This is a genomic window from Natronorubrum halophilum, from assembly GCF_003670115.1.
Lineage (GTDB): Archaea > Halobacteriota > Halobacteria > Halobacteriales > Natrialbaceae > Natronorubrum > Natronorubrum halophilum.
This window is the reverse complement of record NZ_QQTY01000002.1, coordinates 909,189-928,610: the sequence shown is the minus strand read 5'-3', so window position 1 is coordinate 928,610 and position 19,422 is coordinate 909,189. Positions and strand designations below refer to the sequence as shown.

The 19,422-nt window shown below is 64.0% G+C and carries 19 protein-coding genes and 1 tRNA gene; 8 read left to right on the top strand and 12 right to left on the bottom strand.

The annotated features are described in order from the left end of the window. Nucleotides 1-35 precede the first annotated feature (35 nt). Together DWB23_RS10700 and DWB23_RS10690 are read left to right on the top strand one after the other, a co-directional pair. Nucleotides 36-506 (top strand): hypothetical protein, encoded by a 471-nt coding sequence (locus DWB23_RS10700; RefSeq protein WP_121742782.1) that lies wholly within the window; start codon nt 36-38, stop codon nt 504-506. A gap of 312 nt (nt 507-818) precedes the next feature. Continuing rightward, nucleotides 819-950 (top strand): rubrerythrin-like domain-containing protein, encoded by a 132-nt coding sequence (locus tag DWB23_RS10690; protein WP_121743081.1) that lies wholly within the window; start codon nt 819-821, stop codon nt 948-950. Nucleotides 951-1,066: 116 nt separating this feature from the next. Here the strand turns inward: DWB23_RS10690 and DWB23_RS10685 are convergent, their stop codons facing one another. Beyond that, nucleotides 1,067-4,372 carry a disk-shape morphogenesis protein volactin gene (locus DWB23_RS10685; RefSeq protein ID WP_121742780.1) on the bottom strand — a complete coding sequence of 1,102 codons (3,306 nt, stop codon included), beginning with the start codon at nt 4,370-4,372 and terminating at the stop codon, nt 1,067-1,069. A 97-nt stretch (nt 4,373-4,469) separates the two neighbouring features. Beyond that, nucleotides 4,470-5,309, bottom strand: a complete 840-nt coding sequence (locus tag DWB23_RS10680) for an MOSC domain-containing protein (RefSeq protein ID WP_121742779.1) — start codon at nt 5,307-5,309, stop codon at nt 4,470-4,472. A gap of 236 nt (nt 5,310-5,545) precedes the next feature. On the opposite strand from DWB23_RS10680, the gene DWB23_RS10675 reads away from it, so the two are divergent. Further along, entirely contained in the window at nt 5,546-6,001 is a 456-nt protein-coding gene (locus tag DWB23_RS10675; RefSeq protein ID WP_121742778.1) for a dCTP deaminase/dUTPase family protein, read from the top strand. Nucleotides 6,002-6,065: 64 nt separating this feature from the next. Here DWB23_RS10675 and DWB23_RS10670 read toward each other — a convergent pair whose 3' ends face one another. The 3 genes from DWB23_RS10670 to DWB23_RS10660 form a co-directional block, all read right to left on the bottom strand. Then, nucleotides 6,066-6,866, bottom strand: a complete 801-nt coding sequence (locus DWB23_RS10670; protein WP_121742777.1) for an enoyl-CoA hydratase-related protein — start codon at nt 6,864-6,866, stop codon at nt 6,066-6,068. Beyond that, nucleotides 6,866-8,470 (bottom strand): long-chain-fatty-acid--CoA ligase, encoded by a 1,605-nt coding sequence (locus tag DWB23_RS10665; protein WP_121742776.1) that lies wholly within the window; start codon nt 8,468-8,470, stop codon nt 6,866-6,868. Before DWB23_RS10665 ends, DWB23_RS10670 begins: the two co-directional genes overlap by 1 nt. A 306-nt stretch (nt 8,471-8,776) precedes the next feature. Beyond that, nucleotides 8,777-9,604, bottom strand: coding sequence for a DUF6159 family protein (locus tag DWB23_RS10660; protein ID WP_121742775.1), 828 nt, complete (start codon nt 9,602-9,604; stop codon nt 8,777-8,779). Nucleotides 9,605-9,724: 120 nt separating this feature from the next. Between DWB23_RS10660 and DWB23_RS10655 the strand changes: the two genes are divergently transcribed. The 3 genes from DWB23_RS10655 (at nt 9,725) to DWB23_RS10645 (ending at nt 13,275) form a co-directional block, all read left to right on the top strand. Further along, nucleotides 9,725-10,351 (top strand): universal stress protein, encoded by a 627-nt coding sequence (locus DWB23_RS10655; RefSeq protein ID WP_121742774.1) that lies wholly within the window; start codon nt 9,725-9,727, stop codon nt 10,349-10,351. 322 nt (nt 10,352-10,673) lie between these two features. Next, nucleotides 10,674-11,900: a hypothetical protein gene (locus DWB23_RS10650; RefSeq protein WP_238717387.1), complete on the top strand. Its 1,227-nt coding sequence runs from the start codon at nt 10,674-10,676 to the stop codon at nt 11,898-11,900. A gap of 322 nt (nt 11,901-12,222) precedes the next feature. Further along, complete coding sequence (locus DWB23_RS10645; RefSeq protein ID WP_121742773.1) at nt 12,223-13,275, top strand: sensor histidine kinase; 1,053 nt, start codon at nt 12,223-12,225, stop codon at nt 13,273-13,275. 237 nt (nt 13,276-13,512) lie between these two features. On the opposite strand, the gene DWB23_RS10640 is transcribed toward DWB23_RS10645, so the two are convergent. The 7 genes from DWB23_RS10640 to DWB23_RS10605 all read right to left on the bottom strand — a co-directional run bounded on the left by DWB23_RS10640 (nt 13,513) and on the right by DWB23_RS10605 (nt 18,075). Beyond that, nucleotides 13,513-13,764: a hypothetical protein gene (locus tag DWB23_RS10640; RefSeq protein WP_121742772.1), complete on the bottom strand. Its 252-nt coding sequence runs from the start codon at nt 13,762-13,764 to the stop codon at nt 13,513-13,515. 449 nt (nt 13,765-14,213) lie between these two features. After that, nucleotides 14,214-14,287: transfer RNA gene (locus tag DWB23_RS10630), tRNA-Thr, on the bottom strand. Between the two features lie 11 nt (nt 14,288-14,298). Beyond that, complete coding sequence (locus DWB23_RS10625) at nt 14,299-14,829, bottom strand: GNAT family N-acetyltransferase (protein ID WP_121742770.1); 531 nt, start codon at nt 14,827-14,829, stop codon at nt 14,299-14,301. Further along, the gene (locus DWB23_RS10620; RefSeq protein WP_121742769.1) at nt 14,795-16,021 is read right to left on the bottom strand and encodes a phosphoglycerate kinase; all 1,227 of its coding nucleotides are present in this window, start codon (nt 16,019-16,021) and stop codon (nt 14,795-14,797) included. The genes DWB23_RS10625 and DWB23_RS10620 overlap by 35 nt, the downstream gene beginning before the upstream one ends. 138 nt (nt 16,022-16,159) lie before the next feature. Continuing rightward, nucleotides 16,160-16,771 (bottom strand): CBS domain-containing protein, encoded by a 612-nt coding sequence (locus DWB23_RS10615; protein ID WP_121742768.1) that lies wholly within the window; start codon nt 16,769-16,771, stop codon nt 16,160-16,162. A gap of 122 nt (nt 16,772-16,893) precedes the next feature. Next, on the bottom strand, nt 16,894-17,658 hold the full coding sequence (locus DWB23_RS10610; RefSeq protein ID WP_121742767.1) for a GTP cyclohydrolase III: 765 nt from the start codon (nt 17,656-17,658) through the stop codon (nt 16,894-16,896). 96 nt (nt 17,659-17,754) lie between these two features. Beyond that, nucleotides 17,755-18,075 (bottom strand): DUF5785 family protein, encoded by a 321-nt coding sequence (locus DWB23_RS10605; RefSeq protein WP_121742766.1) that lies wholly within the window; start codon nt 18,073-18,075, stop codon nt 17,755-17,757. A 243-nt stretch (nt 18,076-18,318) separates the two neighbouring features. Between DWB23_RS10605 and DWB23_RS10600 the strand changes: the two genes are divergently transcribed. Both DWB23_RS10600 and DWB23_RS23000 read left to right on the top strand, forming a co-directional pair. Further along, on the top strand, nt 18,319-18,708 hold the full coding sequence (locus tag DWB23_RS10600) for a winged helix-turn-helix domain-containing protein (protein ID WP_121742765.1): 390 nt from the start codon (nt 18,319-18,321) through the stop codon (nt 18,706-18,708). Nucleotides 18,709-19,025: 317 nt separating this feature from the next. Next, nucleotides 19,026-19,193, top strand: coding sequence for a hypothetical protein (locus tag DWB23_RS23000; protein WP_162989793.1), 168 nt, complete (start codon nt 19,026-19,028; stop codon nt 19,191-19,193). Nucleotides 19,194-19,422: the final 229 nt, after the last annotated feature.

The window sequence follows — 19,422 nt, the reverse complement described above, 5'->3', positions numbered from 1 at the left end:
GAATTCTTATCCGCGAACCCGCCTTACGTCCGCCCATGACGCTCGAGGTCGAAGCCCCCGATCCGCCGGAACTGGAGTTCGTCGATCCGAACGAGTACGAGGACGCGACGATCAGCGCCGACGGTGCCGACGAGATCGACTACAGGCGCGAGGACCTCCAGGCGTTCCTCGAGGAGGGCGCGTGGGAGGAAGCCTTCGAGGAGTGGCTTGAGGACACTGACCTCGAGGAGCGAGAGTACGAGATCGCTCGCGATCTCGACCTCTTCGCCGGGTTCGACTTCTTCTGGGACGATTTCGCCGACAGGGTCGGCTACCACGCCCCCGGCATTCCGGAGGACTGGCAGACTCGAGAGTACCATCCCGAACTCGACACGTGGGGAACCGTCTCCTCGATCAACGCCGAACTGACCGAGTTCGGCCAGATCGTTTCAGTGCTCCTCAAAGCGGAGTACATCGACTGGGAGGCGCAGTACGAACCGCCGGAGGATCTGCCGGACTTCGATTGATGACCGCCCTCGAGTGAGCGACGGGCTACGAACCCGGTCGAAGCAGCGACTGATCGGCGACCGCGACGACTCCCTGGGAACCGAGTCTACCCACGGGCAACCGCGATATTTCTCGTGGACCGCCACAGTTCGGGCTGCCCTCGAGCGAGTCGATCGTCTCCGCCTCGCGGACACCGATCCACGAGGGGGCGCAAACGAAGCGGTCCACGAACGAAACTGTCCGTCGCACTCGTGGTGACCGTCGTCGACGAGACGCCGGCGGTTCTGTTCACCACGAAAAGAGTTAACATGTATCAGTACCTACGCACGCTCATGGCACTCGCTGAGCCGCTCGAGTACGAGTGCGTCGCGTGTGGTCGTCGAGAGACGGTCTCGGACGCGCTCGTGAGCACCTGTCGGCGATGCGGGGGCGAGATGCGAAACGTCGAGTTGATCCGGGAGTAGTCGAGTCGTCGTCCGTCGCGTCTACAGCCCTGCGAGCGGCGTCTTCGAGTTTTTGCTACCGCTCGTGGATTTCCGAAGAGCTACTCGACGGTCGATCTCGGCAGGTTCGTCGCGGATTAGCGATCGACCGCAACCGCGACGCCGAGCAGAACGAGGCCGACCACGACCGCGGCGGCACCCACCAGTCCGGCACCGGTGAGCGCGAGCGCGCCACCCGTCACGACGCCGGCCCCGCCACCGCCAGCAACGATCGGGGAAAGGGCCGTCAGCCCGTCGCTCCCGCCGTCCCGGGCAGCGTCGGGCGTTCGTTCCCGGAGAACCGCGAGCTCCGACCGGATCTCCTCGAGGTCGTCATCCCGACTCGACCGCGTGGCTCCCATCCGTGACTCGAGGGCAGTCAACCGTTCGTCGACCGCTGTGAGTCGGGTTCTGATCGAATCGACGGCGGATTCGTCGGGGACTCCCTCGAGCGTCGTCGCGAGATCGTCGATATCGGTCGTGAGTGACTCGAAACGAGCGTCGTACTCCTCGAGACGGGCGGCCTGTTCTTCGAGGCGAGAGGTGTGATCGCTCGTCCGCTCGTCGAGCCGACCGGTACGGTCGCCGAGGTCGTCAGCGTCGCGGGCGAGGTCGGTAGTGTCGTCCGCGAGATCATCGATGCGATCAACCGCGTCCTCGAGACGGCGCTCGAGGTCGTCCGGAATCGTCTCGACGTCGCGCTCGAGCGACGCGACCGTCTCGGTGACCCGTTCGACGTCGGTTTCGACCGCTCCGACGGCTTCGCTCACCTCGTCGAGCCGGGACTCGATATCGGCCGAACGGCCATCGACGTCATCGAAGCGCGTTTCGAGCGCGTCGGTCTCCGCCGCGAACTCCGTTCGAAGATCACCGAGGTCCGCCGTCACCGATTCGACCGCGTCGCGGGTGTCCGCGAGCGAGTCGGATAGCGCCACAACGGTCTCGTCGTCGGCGCTCCCCGCTTCGAGGCGCTCGGTCGTCCCCTCGAGTTCGGTTAGTCTGTCGTCGATCGCCGCAGCGGCCTCGTCGAGTCGTCTCTCGAGGTCGCTTGTCGTTTCCTCGAAGCGCGTTTCGAGGCCCTCCGCCGTCTCGTCAAGTCGATCCTCGAGCATCTCTTCGAACGCGTGTACTGTCTCCTCGAGATCGTCGATATCGCTTTCGACCGTCTCGAGGTGGACCGTAATCTCGTCGACCGATTCCGCGGACGCCGCCCGCTCTTCGACCCCGGCCACCGTCTCCGAGAGGGCCGACATCGCGCCGTCGAGCGAACCGAGTTCCGTCTCGAGGGCCGCAAGATCGTCCTCGACGGCCGAAACTCGCTCGTCGTCGGCCGTCATCGACTCGAGTTCGTCGATCGTTTCGCCGATGCTCTCGAGTCGGTTCTCGAGCGCGTCGGAACGGGCGCTCGCGGAGTTACGGACGTCGGTCAGATCGTCGTCCAGGGTCTCGACGCGGTCGTCCGTCGAGGCGAGGTCCGCTTCGATCGCCTCGATATCTGCGGTAGTCGTCTCGATTTGCCCGCCGAGGTCGGCGACCCGCTCGTCGAAACTGTCTGTCTCGGCCTCGATCCGTTCCTCGATCTCGTCGAGTCGATCATCGGCCGTCTCGAGTTCGTCCTCGACGACGCCGATTTCGTCCGCGATCGTCGTCTCGAGAGCGTCGATCTCGTCCTCCAGTTCACCCTCGACGGTACCGACTTCGTGCTTCAGTTCGCTCTCGACGGTGCTGATTTCGTCCGCGAGCCGATCGCGTTCGTCGTCGGCCTGCTCGGCGCGCTTATCGGCGCGATTCGAGACGGAACCGATCCGGGTCGCCTGTTCCTCGAGTCGACCGGCGAGTCCCGTGATCCGGGTCTCGATCCGTTCGACGTCCTCGTTGATCCCCTCGAACCCGTCGTCGAGCCGCGAGACGGTCTCCGTGAGGGCTTCGAGGTCGGCTGCTGACGCGGTTTCCGCCTCGAGTTCACCGAGCGCCGTTTGGACCCTCTCGAGGCGATCGTCCAACGCGTTCGTGCGATCGGTCACGCCCTCGAGATCGGACGCGAGGTCGCCGAGTCGGTTCTCGAGCGCCGTTCGCTCGTCCGCCGTCGTCTCCTCGAGATCTGCAACCCGCTGGGCATCGGCGGTTTGGGCCTCGATGTACTCCAGTTCCTCGACGGCCGACTCGAGGTCGGTCCGAACCGATTGGATCTCCTCGTCACGGTTGGCGAGTCGATCGAATAGCTGTTCGATGGCGTCGTCCGCTCGGGCGTGCGCCGCGTCGCCGCCGCCGCCGAGCGCGTCGTCGTCGAAGGTTAGCGCCGTCTGTTCGTCCGCACCGCCGATCTCGATCGCGGACGAGGGTGGGCCACCACCGTCGCCGGTACTGTCATCCGCGTCGGATGCCGACCACGTGACGTCCTCGTAGGCGTCGACGTCGTCCTCGGCCGCTGCGAGCGCCCCCCTGGCAGCGCTCGCAGCGGGATCGTCCGCGAGCCGAACCTCGCGGACCGAGAACGGGAGCGCTACCGCGTCGAATCGACCGCCGAGAAGGAACTCGAGGCCGTCGACCGCGCCCGATCCGGCGACTGCGATGGGGATCGCCATCCCCTGCTGGACGTCGTTCTCGTCGGCTTCGGTTTCGATCGCCTCGGTGATCTCGCCGATTAGCGCGTCGTACGCCTGCGCGAGCGCGCTCTCGATCCCGCCCGTCGCCGCGTCGGGATCGAGCGCGAACTCCTCGAGGACGGTCGCGACCTGCGTCCGCTCGCGGCCGGTTTCGGTTGCGGCCCGCTCGACCACCCACTCGCTGCCCTTCGCGAGCGAGAAGGCCAGCGCGGGCACGCCGTAGTAGGAGAGCGCGACGCTCGTCGTCTGGATTCCGAGGCAGATGCCGAGTCCGGTGTAGTTGTCCGCAACGAACTGGTCGTAAACGACGGCGAACCCTCTGCTAATCGGCGTCGATTCGACCCCGCGGTCGACGAGGACCGACTCGACGGTCTCGCGGTGGGCGTCGGTCGGCTCCGCCGCGTCGACCAGCGTCCCCGGCGTCGTATAACAGAGTCGTCCGTCCGCCGGTTCGACGCGCTCGAGGACGTCGTCGATCAACGCCTCGAGCGCCGGTTCGGTGTATCCCTCGACGGTGAGGACACCGCTCGAGAACAGCGATACCGGATCGCCGTCTGCGGCGTCGGAAACGGCGCTCGCGGTCGGTCCGACGGCGTACCTCTTCCCGCCATGTTCGACGAACAGTCCGTCGCCCGTTCGGTCGTCTACCAGCCCTGCACTCCGCTCGCCGTCGGCCGACTCGAGTGTTTCCTCGTCGGTCGCAGTCACGACCGGCGGTACCGACTCGATCGTCACCTCGTCCGACGTGCCGGCGGCCGCCCGGAGTGCTCCCGGTCCGATATCGAGGCCGTATCCCATGACAACCGGAACTCGGACGTCCCTCTTTGCGCTTTGGTCCCGAATACCAGAAGTGAAAATTAGCGTCGGGTGGCGAAGCGTACGCGTTCGGGTGCGGTCAATCGGCCGGGTTCGGATCCGCGAGCGTTTCGCCGACGACGACCGGGTCGTCGACGGACAGCGTCTCGTTCCACGACGATTCCGGGACGTGCGTGTTGACCATCAGTCGGAAGTAGTGATCGAACCACGCCTCCCCGGCCCATTCGGGAAGGGTCGCCCGGCGACGCTCGACGAACGTTTCCCGGAAGCCCTCGGTCTCCTCGCCCGTGTCGGGGTCCCGCGTCGGAACGACGCACCGCTGGCACGGATTGACGCCGCGTAGCGCGACCGCCCCGATCTCGAAGGGGACGACCCGCCCGGGCGCGTCGTAGAGCCGGTCTTCCCAGAACGCGGGCGCGTCGTCCACGACGAGGTTCGGCCGCAGCCGACGACACAACTCGGCGGCGTCGATGTCGTCGTACCACGAGGCGACCGCTTCGAGCGTGCCCGTGCTGATGACGGTCGGTCCCGACGCGTCCGTATCGTCGGGAAAACCGCCCTCGTCGTCGCGGACGACCGCCACCCCGTAGCCGAAGTACTCCGAGAGCCACGTGGCGAAGCAGTCCCGATCGAGTTCGAGGTGGAACGTGTGCGTTTCGTCGCTGTCAGCCTCGCCGACCGTGACCGTCTCGCGCTCGAGGTCGTACGCGGCCTCGAGTCCGTGGATCCGCCGCTCTCGCTTGCCGTTGACGTATCTGGTCTCCGACTCGATTGCCGCCGATTCGCCCGACGACTGCTCGACGATCGCGTACCGTCGGTCCCACGTCAACCCGCCGTTATCGACGATTTCGGCTTCGGGGACGGATACCGCATCGAGGGACTTGATCGGATGCACGCGAATGCGCTGGAGGTGGGGCATTGTGCATGCTGTCGCCGCGCCGACGCATATGTGTATCCGTTCGCGCGATTCGTGTTGCGATCGCAAACGGATCGGTGCGATCCGGTGTGGCCTGCGACGGGCGTGAGCAGAGCGCACACCGTTTCGGCTGACGCGTCGAGAGGTGTCGATAGTTGCCGATCTTCCACCAGAGACGGCTCCCCTGCCGCCGTTCGAGGACACATTTTTTATCGCTCGAAATCGTCAGGGTAACCGAAATGTCCGCCGAGAATCCCCTCGTCGACGTCGTCGACAATCTCGTCTACGAACCGACACAGGTTCACGAGCACGGCATCGATCTGACGGTCAGCGCGATCTATCGCGTCGCCGGCCCCGGCAGCCTCGACTTCGGGGGTGACGAACTCGAGGACGCCGACCTCGAGCCGGTTCCCACCGACCTCCGCGACCCGGACGACGAGTTCGGCTGGTGGAACCTGGAGGGCGGCCAGTACGTCATCCAGCACAACGAGTTCCTGACCGATCTCGAGGAACCCGCACAGCTTCAGCCGCGAAACGAACTGTTGGCTCGCGGCGGCTCGCACCCGTCGGTGCTGGTCGCCTCGCACCTGCCGTTGATGCCGCTGACCGTCGCCGACGGCGGGTTGCGGATCAAGGAGAACGCACGGGTGTCGACGCTGATCCCGACCGGCGCGCGGAGCGCTCGGACCGAGTAACTCCGTCAGAACAATCGATAGGCCCCGCCGTGCGATGTCCAAGCTCGGGCCGTAGGCCGCGTCGTCAGCGACCTTGGTACTCGGGATCGCGGTCCTCGAAGAAGGCGGTGACGCCCTCCTCGTGGTCGTCCGTGTCGAATGCGAGCCCCTGCGCGATCGCTTCGTCGGTCAGCGCCTGCTCGAGCGATTTCTCTACGCCCTCGCCGATCAGTCGGTTCGCGTGACGGAGTGCGACCGGGGGTCCGGAGACGATCTTCTCGACGAAGGCCTCGACTTCCGCGTCGAACTCGTCGTCGTCGTAGACGTGATTCACGAGGCCGAGATCGTCCGCGCGGTCGGCACCGATGATGTCGCCGGTCAACACGAGTTCCTTGGCGACGTTCTCGCCGACGACGCGCGGCAGCAGGTATGAGGTGCCGGCGTCGACGCTCAGGCCGACCTGTCGGAAGACGAAGCCGAAGGCCGCCCGTTCGCTGGCGAGTTGGATGTCACAGGCGAGCGCGAGGTTCGCCCCCGCGCCGACGGCGGCCCCGTCGACCAGCGCGATCGTCGGCACCGGGAACTTCACCAGTCGCGTTATCAGTTCGTTCGACGAGCGCTCGAGGCGGCGAACCTGCTCGTCGGCCGGAATATCGTTCTCGATGCCCGCGACCATCCGCTCGATGTCGCCGCCGGCGGAAAACGAGCCACCGGAGCCCTCGAGGATCACACAGCGGGCGTCGCTGCCCTCGATCTCCTCGAGCGCCTCCAGGATGCCGGTGCTGATCGCCGCGGAGAGGGCGTTACGGCGATCAGGTTGGTCGAGCGTGATCGTCGCGGGACCGTCGGCCTCGATCTCGAGGCGGACTGCTTCGCCGAGCGCCATTATGTCGCCCCCGTCTCTTCCTCGCGGAGTTTGAACTTCTGGACCTTTCCGGTCGTCGTCCGCGGGAGTTCCTCGACGAACTCGACCTCGCGCGGGTGTTTGTACTCGGCGAGGCTGGTCAGGCAGTACTCCCTGATCTCGTCGGCCGTCACGTCTGCGTCGGGTCTCGGAACGATGAAGGCCTTGATGGTCTCGCCCCGGCGCTCGTCCGGAATGCCGGCGACGGCGGCGTCGGCGACGGCCTCGTGCTCGAAGAGCAACTCCTCGACCTCGCGCGGATAGACGTTGTAGCCGCCCGTGACGATCATGTGTTTCTCGCGGTCGACGACGTAGAAGAAGCCGTCCTCGTCGTGGTAGCCGATATCGCCGGTGTGGAACCACCGTCGGCCGCCCTCCTCGGTGAACGCCTCCTCGTTGGCCTCGGGCAGGCCGTAGTAGCCTTTCATCACGTTGGGGCCGGCGACGACGATCTCGCCGGTGATCTCGTGGAGGTCGGCCTCGTCCTCGTCGAGCGGTCCTCTCTCGACCGGCGGGACTTCCTCGAAGTCGCCGCCCGAACGGTCGGCGGAGCTTCGTTTCGCGCTATCGACGACCTTCGAGTCGACCCCCGGAACGGTCTTGCCGATGCTGCCGATGCGTCGCCCTTCGATCGGGCTGTTGAAGTGGGTGATCGGACTCGTCTCGGTCAGGCCGTATCCCTCGTAGATCGTCGGCTCGTACAGCTCCTCGAACCGGCGCAGGACCTCGACCGGAATGCCCGATCCGCCGACACCGCACAGCCGCAGCGACGACAGATCGAACGCCTCGGCGTCGGGCTGGTTGATGACGTCGTTGTACATCGCGGGCACGCCGTGCATCAGCGTGAGTTGCTCGTCCTCGATGAGCGAGACCGCCTCCTGAGCGTCCCACGAGGCCATCGGGTAGTAGGCTCCGCCGTTGAACAGCGTCGAGTTCATCACGACGGTCATCCCGTAGATGTGGAACAGCGGGAGCACGCCGAGCTGTTTGTCGTCTTCACGGATCCCGTCCGGGATCAGTTCCGACGCGGCGTTCGCGTTCGACGTGAGGTTCGCGTGGGTGAGCTGGACGCCCTTCGGCTGACCCGTCGTCCCCGAGGTGTACGGCTGGACGGCGACGTCGTCGTCGGCCCGATCGACGATGTCGGGATCGCCCGGCTCGAGGAATTCCTCGAGCGCGATCGCACCCTCCGCGTCGCCACCAACGCTCACGATATGTTCGACGCTCGTCTCGTCCTGTACCTCTGCGACGAACGGAACGAGATCGGCCAGCGCGACGACCACTTTGGCCTCGCTGTCTCCGAGCAGGTGGCCGATCTCACGCGCCTTGTACTGGGGGTTCATCGGGACGACGGTCCCGCCGGCCCGCAGCGTCCCGTGGAAGGCGATCAGAAACGGCGGAACGTTCGGCAGATAGATCGCAACCCGATCATCCGCCCCCACCCCTCGTTCCTCGAGCGCAGCGGCGAAGGCCCCAGTTTGCCCCCAGAACTCCTCGTAGCTCGTTTCAGACCCCTGATACCCGATCGCGGTATTCTCGCCGTGCGCCTCGACGGCGGCCGCGATATTAGTGACAATATTTGTCATACTCCGAGCAATACGTTTCCGTGTGTCGTGAAAAAGATTACCAATATACGAGGGGACTGTCCAATCTTCGAGAACCAGCCGACGCGAGCGAAGACGGTCGATCGATCGCCGTGATCGTCGTGAGTACGAGCGCGAATCGCCGATCGCGATCGGATCGTTACTCGAGCGGGCTGAAGAGTTCGACTCGTAGCTGTCGGAACCCTCGACGAACGCCGCGCGGGCGTATGCGAGTCCGATCGTGGTCGGTTCCGTACGACTGGACAGTCGGTCGCTTCGACGATGGGCCAGCCGTCGACGGTCGGCTGATCAGCGCTCGTCGAAGAGCTGCCCGGGTTCGAGGTCGACGAGCGGGCCGACGGGGTCTCCGGTCACCGCGTACCGGTAGAGTGCGGCGCGGATGATCATACCGAGAACCTGCGTGACGACGATGGTCGCGACGAGGAGCAGGCCGCCGAGTACGCCTGCGACGAACGCGGTGGGACCCGTCGCGAAGAGATAGGCGTACACGAGCAAACAGACGCCGAGCAGGCTCACTGGGAGCAGTGCCAGCCCGATCCCGATCGTGGCGGTGAGGCTTTCGCCCCACGTTCGAGAGAACGCGTCGCCGCTCTTTCGCAGGTCGGATCGGAGCGATCCCGTCCGGTCCGTGACGATCACCGGGACGATGAAGAACGTCAGAAGCGCCCACCCCAAATCGAGAACGGACCTCGTGAGCGTACCGACGCCGGGGACGTTGTCCTCGGCGATGTAGAGGACGGTTCCGATCGTCGCGGAGACGAGTCCCCACTTCACGATCGCGGTGCGGGCCTCCCAGGCAGCGGCCACCCCCTCGCTCACCGACGTCTCCTCGCCGGCGAACTGCCGCGTCGCGCAGTGGACCACCGCGGCGTTGAAGAAAATCCCAACGCCGGAGGAAACCGCGAGCGCGACGAATAGTACGCCGTACCGAACGAGACTGCTCGTAAACAGCGCACCGACGAGTTCGTAGCGGAGGATCGCGACGGCGAGAACCGCGTACGCACTCCCGACCGCGGCGAGACTCAGCAGGGGAAGGACCGCGAGTCGTGGGCGCTTCCGAAACACGTCGAGGCTGGCGTTAGTAACCGCCACACCGTCTCGAAACCGTCCGGTCATATTCCACACTATTCGTACTGGACAGATAGTTTTATTGGCTATTTGACGTTCGGTGGCGGCGAATATCGATCGGACGCGATTCGAGGCTATATACGTCGGTAACCCTAACGTCCGGTTCCGATGTACCAGGACGTTCTTATCCCGACGGACGGGAGCGACGGGACCCGCCAATCGATCTCTCACGGCCTGACGATCGCGGATCGCTTCGATGCGACGATTCACGCCCTGTCGGTCGTGCCGGAGGGGCCACTCGGCACGCTCCAGAACGGCACGGCGACACCCGCCGCCTACCGGGCGGTCGAACGCATCGAGTCCGAAGCGACTCGAGAGGGGATCGAGACCGTGACGGCGGTCGAGCGAGGGGTTCCCCACGAGGAAATCCTCGAGTACGCCGACGAACACGATATCGACATGATCGTCATGGGGACGCAGGGACGGACCGGTCTCGACCGGGTCCTCGTCGGTAGCGTGACCGAACGGGTCGTCCGCATGGCTGACGTGCCGGTCGTGACCGTTCGCCTGACCGACGACATCCGGATCGAAGACGCCGAAGAAGCCGAGAAGATCGCTCGAGAGGCGCTCGCAGCCGAGGAGACGGGGATCGACGCGGGGGATCTTACCGTCCTCGAGGACCCGCATCGAACTAGCGCCTCCTGGATCGTTCCCCTCGAGACCGATTCGAAAACCGTCCACGTCCACGTCGACGCGCTCACAGGCGAGACGCGAGTCGCCAGACGCGATTCGTAGCAATACGATAATGATACCCGTCTCGTAGGCTCCCCGAAACGCGACTCCCTCGCCCGTTCTGCCGGCTCTCTTTATCTCGTTTCCCCTCAACTGAACGACTCGCGTCCGGAGCGTCCTCGGAAGGGGACCGTCCGCCGGTCGCTTCCGAACCCAGCGATCTACGAACTGATCTCCCGCTGTTAACCCCAGCCAACAGTCCAGTAGCCTCTACCATCGATACTACAGGAGTAACCACCTCGCTCCAATATTCAATTTGAGTGGACAACGGTAGTACAGACTTTTGGTCCGATTCGAGGTTGGCGACCACTACGAGGTCAGATACGTGAACAGACGAACGCTTTTGAAAGGAGTCGCCGTCGGAGGTATCGTCCCGGCCGCACACGTCGGAACTGCATCAGTCGAAAACGACACTGCAACAGCCAGCGATGACGGTGGAGCGGTTGACGACAGCGCTGCGACGGCCGACACCGACGACGCGCCGGTCTCCGTCCGGATCGTCGAGATTCCGGAGACGATCTCGAGCGGAGCGCTGCTCGAGTGGACCGTCGAAGTCGAGAACCCGACCGATCGGACCGTCAGACCGACCGTCGAGTACTTCGTCGACGACGAGTCGGCCGGGAACGTGACGCTGACGATCGAACCCGGAGAGACGGAACGCCCCTTCCCGGCGAGTTACCGGACCGAACCCGTCGCACAGGACGGGAACGTGACCGTCCGGGTCGAAGCCAACGGCGACTCGGACGAACGGACGGTGACGCTCCTCGGGGTCGACGAACTGAACGAGGGGTTGCGCTTTCCCGAACGAGATCCGAGCGTTCAACCCGGGACGACGGTCCACTTCGAGGTGGGCACTGTCGATCCCGACGCGACGCAGACGACCACCTGGTGGGTCGACGGCGAGAACGTCGGCGACACGCTGACGGATCCGTGGCAGGGCGTCTACTACGCGGAGCAAAACGCACAGTTCTGGCAGGAGACCTTCGAGACCGAGGGCACCGTCGACGTCGTCGCCGGGGTCGAGGTCGACGGCGAGCAGTACCGCGCGAGCTGGACCGTCACCGTCACGCCGGACGGTCTCGTCGATCCCAGTATCGACGCTGCGAGACCGGCGGCCGGGATCCTCGAGGTCGATCCCGACGAGACGACCACCCTCGAAATCGACGTTACCGATCCCGACGGGAACCTCGACCGCGTCGTCTGGTGGCTCAGTCAGGCCGACGTCATTCTCGGCGAAAGCACCGTCACGGGGACGACGGACACGGCATCGCTCACCGTCGATGGAGGACTCTGTCACACCTGTCAGATCATCCCGTGGGTGATCACGGCCGACGGGACGTTCACGTCCGACGTGGTCTGGATGGTCGACGACCTCGGCACCGACGCTGAGGTCCCCGACATCGGTGACGGAGAGCCGGGGTCCGGTCCTGACGCCGACGAACCAGACGAGATGGATGACGGAACACCCGGAAAGAAAACCGACAAATCTGGCGACGGCCACACGACCACGAAGTCGACCGATTCCACGGCCGACAGCACGTGCTCGAGGTGAACGGCACTGCGGGGCCGCCGGACGTCGGGTCCGTTTTCGGTCGGTGGAAGCTTCGTCGGCGACGGTTCGATATCGGTTGACGGCCGGTCGGCTGTCGATGTTCGATGGGACGGTCGGGCGTTCCTGGCGGTGTGAGAAACCGATCGGTCACGAGGCAGGCGTCGCTCGAACCCTCGAGTGACGTCGGTCCCGCAGAATCGACTCGCGGTCGCTCGATCCGCGGCGCGTCGTTCCGAAACGGTCGTTCGAGACGAGAATGTTCGCGTGATACTCAAGCCCTTTCGCAACAGAACTTTTGCTAGTTCCTTACCTATTCACACTAATGGGCGAATCAGAATCGGTAACGCTCCCCGAAATATTCGATGATCTAACTGTCGGGATTATCGTGCACGATCCACAAACAGGTGAAATCCTCGACGTGAACGATCAGATAGAACAGCTGTACGGACACTCCAGTGCAGTGATTCGGGAGATGAACGTAGAAGATTTCACCGCACCTTCGACAAGATTTTCCCAAAACGAGGCGGTTCGTCTGATCCAGGCCGCTGCTAATGGCGATCCACAGACGTTCGAATGGCGCGTCGAGCGCGTGAACGGTGAACTGCTGTGGGTCTGTGCCCATCTCAAACGGACGACGATCGACGCAACCCCGGTCGTCATCGCAGAAATCCGCGACATAACCAGATACAAGGCTCGGGAGCGCCGGTTACGCCTTTTGAGCAGGGTGGTTCGACACAACCTCCGAAACGAGACGAACCTTCTTATGGGATACGCCGATCGTATCCAATCCGCGATCAAAGAGGATACGTTCGAAACGGAGATCGGGACGATCCTGGATATCGCCGCCGAAATCGGGTCGTTGAGCGACTCGATCCGCCAGATCGAGGAAATCGCGGAACCTAGCGCGACGCAGCGCCATCCGATGAACATCGGCGACGTCGTCCGAGAACAAGTCAAAGAGGGGCGATCCGAGTATCCGAAGGCCGATCTGACCGTCGATGTCCGGTCGGAGGTCCACGTGAACGCGGATCGCGCACTCCACTACGCGATCAGACACGCCATCGAGAACGCCATTGTCCACAACGATCGCGAGACTCCGTCCGTAACGGTGGTTATCACCGAGGATGCGAATGCCGGCCAGGGAGAGATTCGGTTCATCGATAACGGGCCGTTCATTCCCGAGATCGAAATCGACGCACTCGACGACGAAGTACCGACGAGTAGCACCTATCACGGCTCCGGCGTCGGTCTCTGGGTGATGAAGTGGTGCGTCGACTCCCTCGGCGGTGAACTCTCCTTCGAGCGACGCTCCCCGCGGGGAAACGTCGTCCGCTTTTTACTCCCGCAAGCCAGTGCTGCCGAGCGGCCGTCGTAACTGCTCCTCGATCGTGATTCTCGCCTCGAGGCACTGTTCGCAGGTGCTGCACTCGAGCGGCGTGGATGGCATTCCTCGAGATCGTCGGGAACGCGCGTTCGATCTCGAGTCTGACCGGTCGTAGGGACAACGGGCGTAGCGGGCGTCGCTTCGAGACAGGCACGCCGCGATAGCGGCTTCAGTGGCGGCCGGCAACGCCGACCTGAAAGGATTCGAGCGGGGAAGGAGAGCGGAGAACTACTCATACAGATAGTTGAACAGGGCGATCATCACCGCGATCCCGACCAAGAACGGAACTGCCACGAGGGTATCCGTGATCGATCCCCGTGGACTAAACCAGGCGCTGATGGTGAAGTGAACCCACCACATCGACAGAAAGACGAGGAGCACCACCAGAGTCGCCTGAAGCAGCATAATCAGGTAGATTACCTGTTGCTCGAACCCTCCCGCACGAAACCGCAACTTGTAGCCCGACTGGTCGGTAGTCATGTCGTGTCAACGACGTTAGACGATATTAAACGTTATCGAAATCATGATAGTCATGTATTCTCTCAAAAGCAGCGATCGCGTTTACCTGTCGTCCGCGCATTCGAGAGAGAAACGACGCGACACGGACGACCTACCGACCCGACGAAATCGAGCCGACGTTATAACGATCGAACGGTCGAAACGCGGCCGTGGATGGGTGGTTGAGCGACCCCCGCGGCTCGTCCTCGTCGCGTTCGACGTCGCCGGGATCGAACAGCCGGTCGCACGGTGTCGCGGACAGTAGTCACCTCGTCCTGACGGCCGCGCCGAGCGCCGGCGACGAGGAGGTCGTCACGCGAAACACCCTGCACTGTCAGAAGGGGCGTTGAACAAGCGGTTCGGATATCGGGAACGATCGGTTCCCAAAAGCGCCAATACCCGTCGGTAGAGGTTTTGAGTCCGAGAATATAAGCCAGGGCAGGGATTTGAACCCCGGGAGTCTCGATTACAAGTCGAGTGCATGAACCCCCCATGCTCCCCTGGCGCAGTTTTCGATTAGCCGTCCTCCTTTGAATGTGTATCGTTTTCGGACGCCCCCTCGTCCTCGAGCGAGCGCTCCATCGCGACCCGGTAGGTGTCGTACCCCTGTCGCCTGTAAAACCGCCGCGCGTCCTCGTTTTCGGCCATCACCTCGAGGATCATCACGTCCGCGCCCTGTTCACGGAGGGTCTCCTCGGCGGCCTCGAGTAGTGCCGACCCGACGCCCCGATCGCGGGCGGCAGGATCGACGTACAGGTTCGAGAGGAGCCCGCGGGTGCCGTCGAGTTCGAGCGAGCCACGTTCGATGGTGAAGGAGGTAAAGCCGATAACCTCCCTATCGAGGCGGGCAACGAGCAGGCCGCCGTTGACCTGGTGGGCTGAGAGGGTGGCACGCATCGTCTCGCGGTTGTCGGCAGCCCGGACGTAGGACTCGTACTCGCGCTGGTCGCGAGCGAGGCGAACCCAGAGATCCGTGACCGCCTCGATATCGTCCTGAGACGCGTGTTCGATCTCAATCGTCGGCTGGCTGTTGTTGGTAGGGACCATCGTCGAGTGCTGTGACGGCAGGCAGTGGTTCCGCAGTGAGCATCCGTAACGCGGCACCGCCGCCGGTGCTGACGTGGGAGAACCCCTCGAGGCCGAGCCGTCGCAGGGCCGAGGCGGTGTCGCCGCCGCCGACGATGCTCGTCTCGACGTCCGTCGCAGCGTTGTAGAGCTCTCGGGTTCCGGTCTCGAAGGCCGCCTCCTCGAAGACGCCGGCGGGACCGTTGAGGATCACCGTGCCGGCGTTCTCGAGAATCCGCCGATAGTACGAGAGCGTCGATTCGCCGATGTCCATCGCGGCCTCGCCGTTCCCCGGCGGGAGGGCGTTGACGCCGATTTCGTGTCGTTCGCCGTCGCGCTCGACGGCCACGTCGCGCGGGATCGCGACGTGCTCGCCGTAGGCGTCGAGCAGGTCGGCGGCGCGATCGATCTCGTCCCAGTAGCCCTGATCGTAGATGAAGTCGGAACTCGCGTCGCCGAGGTCGACGCCGTCGGCGATGAGGAAGACGTTGCCGACGACGCCCGCGGTCAGGACGTGATCGGCGAGGCCCTTCTCGAGGACGTTCCAGGCGACGTCGATCGAGTCGGTGACTTTCGCGCCGCCGAGGCAGTAGACGCGCGGTTCGGGCGTCTCCTCGATCGACCCCAGCACGTCGAGTTCGGACTCCATCACGCGGCCGGCGTAGCCGGGCAGTACGGTCGGAAATCCGACGAGCGACGGCTGTGAGCGGTGGGCCGCGGCGAACGCATCGTTGACGTAGGCGTCGAGTACCGGCGCGAGCCCTGCCACGAGATGCGTCTGGGCCGCTCGCTCGGGCTCGAACTCCATGTACTCCTCGCTGTAGAAGCGCGTGTTCTCGAGGACGACGCAGTCGCCGTTTTCGAGGTCGATGACGGCGTCGCGGGCGGCGTCGCTGAACGTCGCATCGACGTACTCGACGGGACGCTCGAGAAGTTCCGAGAGGCGGTCCGCGTGGGACTCGAGAGAGACGAAGTCGTCACCGCCGGGACGGCCCTGGTGGGCGAGGACGGCGACCCGGCCGCCACGATCGAGCAGTTCCGAGAGGGTGTCGACGTGGGCACGCAGTCGGGCGTCGTCGGCGAGCGTGTCATCGTCACCGATGGGGCTGTTGACGTCGACGCGAACGCCGACGGTAGTCCCTTCGACGTCGAGGTCGTCGAGGGTATCGGTCATTATCGGTCAGTGCATCGCCGCCCCCGAAAGGTCTTTCTATCGGATTAATTGCCGTCGGTGACTGTTGACACGAAGCAGTGACGCCGGCTGTACTGTGCGACCAGTGACGACTCGAGGGGATCGTTCGACGGGGAGCGGTCAAACCGTCCGGCAATCCGCACAGACCAGCTGGCCGTTTGCATCCCACAGCGCATCTGCGAGGGTTCCGCAGGCCTCACAGACTCCCTGGGTGGTGTACTCGTCGCCGCCGTTCGGGAGCAGCGTCGACTCGGTCTCCTCGCCGGATTCGGGCGCGATCTGTCCGACACGCTCGTCCGTCGATCGACTCTCCTCGAGCGCGCTCGAGCGCGTCGGTTTCATCGCGGCCTGGAACGAGCCCGCGGCGGCGATGACGTCTCGCTGGGTGAGCAACCCGATCACGCCGTCGCCGTCTTCGACCACGATGTTGCGGATGTTCTCGCGGGCCATCGTGCTGGCCGCGTCGGTTAGCGATCGGTTCGAACCGAACGTGATGACGGGCGACGTCATCACGTCGCCGATGGTGGTGTCGGACGGTTCGTGGTCATCGGCAACGACGCCGAGCACGTCCCACTCGGTCATGATGCCGACGGGGTCGCTGCCGCGAACGACGAGGACGCAACTCGCTCGCTCTTGACGCATCAACTCGACTGCGCCGCGAACGGTGTCCGATTCGCTGACACCGACGTATTCGGTCGTCAGGACATCCCTGACCGACAGTTCCGATTCCATATGTGAACAATGGCCACACATCGGCTAAAAGCTACCTCCACCACACTTAAGCAAATCCGTCACGAAGATCCGTAGTTCGCCTCTCGAGGCGTCTCTCCTCCCGTAGCCGCCGAACTCGGAAGCTATTCCCAGTCGAGTTCGACTCGGGTGCCGTTGGCTCGACAGCACTCGAGGGCGTGTTTCGCGGCGAATCCGGCGTCGTGGGCGCTCGTACCGCGACCGGCACCCACCTGCAGTTCGACGTCGACGGCTTCTTCGACGTGAGAGACCGCCTCCTCGTAGTCCGCTTCCGTGAGCTCCGGACAGACGACGATGATGTTGTCGCCGCCGACGAAAAAGGAGAGGCTCTCGTGGGCGTAGCGCATGTGGCGCATGAGTTCGGCGTACCCCTGTTCGATCTCGATGAACGTGTCGAAGGCGTTGAGTTCGTCGGTGTACTGGCCGGTCGCGTTGATGACGTCGAAGTGTGCGATCTGGACGTCCTCGTCGGTTCGGTGATCGTCTTCAAGGACGCGCCCCTCGAGACACTCCTGTCGGTTCTTGTCCTGTGCGCTGCCGGCGTCCTGGACGTACTTCGTCGCGTCTGCGAGGGCCCGTACGGGGCTGGCGTCGGTCGCGACGCCGAAACTGAGCGTCACGGGGTAGCGGTTGCCGACGGACTCCTGAAGGAGCGCGTGGTCCGCGAGGTCGAGGCCGTTCGTGACGGCGATCATGTTGTCGAAGCGAGTGAAGAAGGTGTAGCCGCCGCGGTTCCCGACGAACTGAGAGATGTCGGCGTAGAGCCGGGACTGAAGCGTCTGCAGATCAGCCTCCCGTCGGGGCTCCGGTGTCACCGTCCACGGCCCGTAGTTGTCGATCTGAACGAGCGTCACCTGCGTAGTAGTCACGGTGACGAATCCTTTCGAACGCCGTCGTATAAGTGATACGTAATCCAGATTCGAGACGGGGAGAACAGGCGAGCGTCGGGCGACCCGAGTCGGTGCTCAGGCGTGTTTCTTTTCCGGGTCGGCACCCTTCGGGTGGTACTCCCAGAAATCGCCAGCGCGCATCGCGTTGCCGACCGCCTTGTGCATGTCGAGGATCGTCTCGAACTCCTCCGGTTCGACGTACTCGAAGATTTCGCGCATCGGGACGACCCGCTTGTAGTTGATCCGGATCGGATCGTCGCCGTGCTCCGCGACGAACTCGTCGCGCTTCATCGGGAAGTCCTCCTCGTCGTCGACTTTGTCCGCGATGATCCGCATGTCAAACTTGCGCATCCCTTCGCTCGCTTCCTCGCCGTCGGGATCGTGTGGCCAGTCCATACGGGGACGTGTGCGGGGGTCCCGCAAAAGGGTTACTCTCCGGCCTGGCGGGAGGGACGCGACTCGAGTCGACACCAGCGACGGTTTGGGATGGGCGGCGTCCGGAACGCCCGTCGTACGGGGGCAAAAGGACTATTCATAACTCGTGAGAAAACGCACGCAGGAAATATAAACGAAAAACAAAGAATATATTCTCTGTAACCGCCACCCTCATACAGCACCACGCCGTACGTCCAGCCAACGATGGCCGCTGAAACCGCTTACACGACGTCCACGCCCGACGACGGCGATCTCGAACAGTACGTTGACCAGCGGCTCTTCGACGGCAGTATGGGAACGCTCGCCGATCACGCCACCCGAAAAGCAGCGCTCGGCGACGAGAGACGGTACGCGATCCTGTTCCTCCTCCGGGAACGAGACGAGGTCGCGCGAGCGGAACTCGCCGGCGCGATCGACGATGACAGCTTCGACCTCAGCCACCACCTCGGCAAACTCGTCGACGTCGGGCTCGTCGCGCGGACCGGCGCACCCGACGACGGTGACGGCCGCCAGACGTTCTACAAGATCACGCATCTCGGACGCCAGGAGATCGACGCGGATCGTCGCAACATCACCGGCGTCGACCCCTCGTAGCTCCTTTTCACACTGTCTCGAGTCGGTCCTCGAGTTCGCCGACTCGAGCCCGCTTTCTCCGTCCTGACTCGAGAACCGACACCTCGTTTCCCCTAATATCCAGTAGATATAAGATGCCATAGTTCAACAATCAGAACGGAATCCACACTCCATACGGGGGTATCGAAATGCCCCGGGTGGTGATGACACCCGAGACGTGGCTTCCAACCCGCAAGGGTCAAAGCCATGATTGCATACATTCTGGCGGGATATAAACATCCCGCAACGCTGACGCATCGCTATCGACCAGCAGCAGTGCGGATTGGAGGGGTTTCGCCGTGGGAGTGAACGGCAACCCCGAGGAATCGGACCGCGAGTCCGCGTCGTTCCCCGAGTGTCCGCGCTGTGGCTCCGAGATCGTTGCGACGACGGTGTCCGGTCCGGCGACCGGCTCGGCCGTCCCCTGTGGCTGTCGGGTGATGCCACCCGTGCTCGAGTTCGAATAGGGAGGACTCGAGCCGCGGCGGGTAGCCGGGCTCTCGGCTGGCGGGTTCGAACCGGCTACGACACACCACCATCGAACCCGGCAGGAGGGGATGAGAGTTCGGTCCGTAAACGGGGCTCGAGACCGAGATTTCGTTACCGACTCGAGCGGGGGTTTCGAGACTGCAGTACCGTAACTCTCGATTCTCTTCCTCGGTTGCGGTTTGTCGTTCGGTTTCCGAGGGCGATGAT

Excerpts from the sequence above, each read along its gene's own strand:
- DWB23_RS10700 (WP_121742782.1), top strand. The coding sequence starts at position 36 with ATGACGCTCGAGGTCGAAGCCCCCGATCCGCCGGAACTGGAGTTCGTC.
- DWB23_RS10690 (WP_121743081.1), top strand. The coding sequence starts at position 819 with ATGGCACTCGCTGAGCCGCTCGAGTACGAGTGCGTCGCGTGTGGTCGT.
- DWB23_RS10685 (WP_121742780.1), bottom strand. The coding sequence starts at position 4,372 with ATGGGATACGGCCTCGATATCGGACCGGGAGCACTCCGGGCGGCCGCC.
- DWB23_RS10680 (WP_121742779.1), bottom strand. The coding sequence starts at position 5,309 with ATGCCCCACCTCCAGCGCATTCGCGTGCATCCGATCAAGTCCCTCGAT.
- DWB23_RS10675 (WP_121742778.1), top strand. The coding sequence starts at position 5,546 with ATGTCCGCCGAGAATCCCCTCGTCGACGTCGTCGACAATCTCGTCTAC.
- DWB23_RS10670 (WP_121742777.1), bottom strand. The coding sequence starts at position 6,866 with ATGGCGCTCGGCGAAGCAGTCCGCCTCGAGATCGAGGCCGACGGTCCC.
- DWB23_RS10665 (WP_121742776.1), bottom strand. The coding sequence starts at position 8,470 with ATGACAAATATTGTCACTAATATCGCGGCCGCCGTCGAGGCGCACGGC.
- DWB23_RS10660 (WP_121742775.1), bottom strand. The coding sequence starts at position 9,604 with ATGACCGGACGGTTTCGAGACGGTGTGGCGGTTACTAACGCCAGCCTC.
- DWB23_RS10655 (WP_121742774.1), top strand. The coding sequence starts at position 9,725 with ATGTACCAGGACGTTCTTATCCCGACGGACGGGAGCGACGGGACCCGC.
- DWB23_RS10645 (WP_121742773.1), top strand. The coding sequence starts at position 12,223 with ATGGGCGAATCAGAATCGGTAACGCTCCCCGAAATATTCGATGATCTA.
- DWB23_RS10640 (WP_121742772.1), bottom strand. The coding sequence starts at position 13,764 with ATGACTACCGACCAGTCGGGCTACAAGTTGCGGTTTCGTGCGGGAGGG.
- DWB23_RS10625 (WP_121742770.1), bottom strand. The coding sequence starts at position 14,829 with ATGGTCCCTACCAACAACAGCCAGCCGACGATTGAGATCGAACACGCG.
- DWB23_RS10620 (WP_121742769.1), bottom strand. The coding sequence starts at position 16,021 with ATGACCGATACCCTCGACGACCTCGACGTCGAAGGGACTACCGTCGGC.
- DWB23_RS10615 (WP_121742768.1), bottom strand. The coding sequence starts at position 16,771 with ATGGAATCGGAACTGTCGGTCAGGGATGTCCTGACGACCGAATACGTC.
- DWB23_RS10605 (WP_121742766.1), bottom strand. The coding sequence starts at position 18,075 with ATGGACTGGCCACACGATCCCGACGGCGAGGAAGCGAGCGAAGGGATG.
- DWB23_RS10600 (WP_121742765.1), top strand. The coding sequence starts at position 18,319 with ATGGCCGCTGAAACCGCTTACACGACGTCCACGCCCGACGACGGCGAT.